3 protein-coding genes are annotated in these 1,749 nt (G+C 65.2%); 2 read left to right on the top strand and 1 reads right to left on the bottom strand.

Features of this window, described 5'->3' with window-relative positions:
• On the top strand, positions 1–447 hold a 447-nt coding region (locus EN969_RS29825; protein WP_281060042.1), incomplete at its 5' end, for a nucleotide-binding domain containing protein.
• The gene (locus tag EN969_RS29820; protein WP_245467560.1) at positions 420–1,085 is read left to right on the top strand and encodes a class II aldolase/adducin family protein; all 666 of its coding nucleotides are present in this window, start codon (positions 420–422) and stop codon (positions 1,083–1,085) included. The genes EN969_RS29825 and EN969_RS29820, both read left to right, overlap by 28 nt.
• Positions 1,086–1,248: 163 nt before the next feature.
• Here the strand turns inward: EN969_RS29820 and EN969_RS29815 are convergent.
• Positions 1,249–1,749 (bottom strand): CoA transferase (locus EN969_RS29815; RefSeq protein WP_164758617.1); only part of this gene is annotated, 501 nt, incomplete at its 5' end.

Genomic DNA, 1,749 nt, shown 5'->3' with positions numbered 1-1,749 from the left:
GCGCGTACCTTCGCCCAACGGCATTTGCCCGGCGCGATGATCGCCATTGCTACGACAGCGCCGCAAGCGACCGTCGAAGCGCTGCAGCAGGCGCATGGCCGCGATATGGTGGCGGCAAGGGCGGAAGAGATCCTGGCCGGGATTGCCCAGATTCTGGTGCGCGAACTCGGCGTCCGCCGGCTCGTCGTCGCCGGCGGCGAGACCGCCGGTTCGGTGGTGAAGGCGCTCGGCATCGACCGGATCGCCATGGGCGCCTATGAGGGCCCCGGACTGTCGCGCGCCATCGCTCACCTCCCCGGCCGGCCCTCCGATCCGCTGGCGCTGATGCTGAAATCGGGAAAGCTCGGCGGCCCCGATATCTTCACCGACGTTCTGCAAGACATGACACGGCCGAGCACTATTGCGCCGGCGATCGACACATGGCCACCGGCAAGGAGAGCATCGTGATGGAACTCGAAATCGAACGCACGAGCCTGATCACCACGACGCAGACGCTGGACGCCAGCGGGATGAATGTCGGCACCACCGGAAACATCAGCGTGCGCACGACAGGCGGCATGCTGATCACGCCGACGGGAATAGCCACAAGCGCCTTGCGGCCGGAGCAAATGGTGGCGATGCAGCTCGATGGATCCTGGGACGCTGCGTTCCGGCCGTCGAGCGAATGGGAGATGCACGCCGAAATCTACAAGGCGTTTCCCGAGGCCGGCGCCGTCGTGCATGCCCATCCCGACCATTGCGTGGCGCTGTCGTGCCTGCGTGAACCGCTGCCACTGTTCCACTACATGGTGGCGGGCTTCGGCGGCGATGATGTGCGCTGCTCGGACTATGCGCTTTTCGCGTCAAGCGAACTGGCCAAGGTTGCCGTCGTCGCGCTCAAGGACCGCACGGCTTGCCTGCTCGCCAATCATGGCATGATCGCCTTCGGCGGCGATCTCGACACGGCGCTCATCCGCACCATCAAGCTGGAAACCCTGGCGCGGCAGTACCTTTTGGCGCGCAGCGCCGGCACGCCGGTGCTCATCGAGGGCAGCGAGATCCCCGCCATTCGCGGGCGCTACAAGAATTACGGCCAGCAGAAGTAGCCGGCCGAGCAATTCCAGAAAAGGTGAAGCGGTTTCCCGGGAAAAGCGCATAGCGCTTTCCCCAGGGGATTGCCCCAAAACAAGGAACGGCTCTTCGCCCTGTTGAAGAACCATTCAGTCGACCTGCAAATGCGAGACGAAGGCCCGTCAAGCTCCATGAAGATCAGGCGGGGATCGGTTCGGCGGCCGGCGTATAGACGCCGATGGCGCCGGTGCCGATCAGCTGGTCGATGATCTCGGCGCTATAGCCGAGCACGTCGGCCAGCACGGCAGCTGTGTCCTGGCCCAGCATCGGCGGCGCGGTGAAGTCCGCGGTCAGCTGCGCGGCAAGTCCCTGCGCCGGGCGCACCATGGCGACGGAGCCGAGATGCGGATGCGGCAAGGTCTGGACGAGGCCACGCTCGCGCACATTGGGACTGTCGAAGACTTCCGGTATCGATTTTACCGTGCCGGCCGGCACGCTGGCGGCGGCACAGGTGGCCATCCAGTGGTCACGTGGCTTGGTCTTGAAGACGGCGGCTAGTTGCGGGATCAGCGCCTCACGGTTGGTGGCGCGCGCCCCTGCTTTGATGAAGCGCGAATCCCCAGCCAGATGTGGCAGATCAACGACCTTCTCGCACAGCGCCGCGAACTGGCGGTCATTGCCGACCGCCCGCGCAAAGCT

Source organism: Mesorhizobium sp. M7A.F.Ca.CA.003.01.2.1 (assembly GCF_003998945.1).
Lineage (GTDB): Bacteria > Pseudomonadota > Alphaproteobacteria > Rhizobiales > Rhizobiaceae > Mesorhizobium > Mesorhizobium ciceri.
Note: the sequence above shows the minus strand (reverse complement) of the source record. Positions and strands in the feature narration are given on the sequence as shown.

Bases quoted from the DNA above. Each gene is read 5' to 3' on its own strand.
- EN969_RS29820 (WP_245467560.1), top strand. From the start codon at position 420: ATGGCCACCGGCAAGGAGAGCATCGTGATGGAACTCGAAATCGAACGC.